Origin of the sequence: Pokkaliibacter plantistimulans (assembly GCF_003194385.1) — a bacterium.
GTDB classification, from domain to species: Bacteria; Pseudomonadota; Gammaproteobacteria; order Pseudomonadales; family Balneatricaceae; genus Pokkaliibacter; species Pokkaliibacter plantistimulans.
Map to the genome: position 1 here is coordinate 1 of NZ_LAPT01000164.1, position 1012 is coordinate 1012.

The 1012-nt window shown below is 55.3% G+C and carries 1 protein-coding gene; it reads left to right on the top strand.

The features are described 5' to 3' along the window. On the top strand, positions 1-922 hold a 922-nt coding region (locus WH50_RS26500), incomplete at its 5' end, for a CrcB family protein (RefSeq protein WP_480285500.1). Positions 923-1012 lie beyond the last annotated feature (90 nt).

Sequence of the window (1012 nt, forward strand, 5' to 3'; positions counted from 1 at the left end):
CCCGGAGCATACCTACCCCCTCGCCGACGCCCCCTTCGGCGGCTTTGCCCTCGGCGGGCGCGGTGACCCGCGCACTGGCATCCCCAATCAGTTTCTGGATGAAGAGATCAATGCCTGCGCCTATACCGACCTTGGCACTCCCGATAAACCCGATGCCGATGCCCACTGGCATCACCGTCAGGACAATATCGACTCCCCCTTTAGGATTGATCACGAAAAACTCCGGGCCGGGTCATTAGGCAAATACACCGGCGCCTTTACCCATATTTTTGCTTTGGGCTATATGGGAAAAATTGTTTTTTGGTTTGCAACTGTTGTTGGGTGCATTGTTTCCATGATTATGGGTGATAGATTTGGTCTGGAGGGCTTTTTAGGCTATTTCTCGTTTTATACATGCCTAGCAGCAGCAGCAGTATGGAAAGGCTGTAATTTTATTCTGGCCCGCAGTGCCCAAAAAATGGGCTCCGATACCCGGCCAGTATTTGAACTCTGCCGTCGTACCGGCCAGGTTCGGCTATGGCATAAAACCGAACGGCGTATAGCGCACGACATTCCTTTCACCGAGATGGCCCCCATTGTGGAAGCCATGTACAGCCCCACCCATAATGAATACCGCTTAAAACTGGTCAAACCCGGCACCGATATTAAAGTAGACCTCTCCCAGATGACCGGCGTCAGCTCCAGCAAAGGCGGCATTGAGCGCATGTGGGCCTGTATTCAGCAATATATGGATGTCAGCCTGCCGCTGGTCGATTTACCGGAATTTGAACCCTTCCGCCCTATTGACCCCACCACCGCCGCCTATGACCGCCATACCCAGCGCAACCCGCGCTATTGGCGCGATATGGATGACCAGCTCTACAAAGACGTTATCCGCCTGCTGCGGCAAGAGCAGTACCAGCTGTTTGATCACAGTGCCTGACCACTATCACGACGGGGCCGGGCCAGCCCATCGCCACTGGCCCGGCCACCTGCGCCCCACCATGAACACAACCGGCCAGCCCTTCTGGCT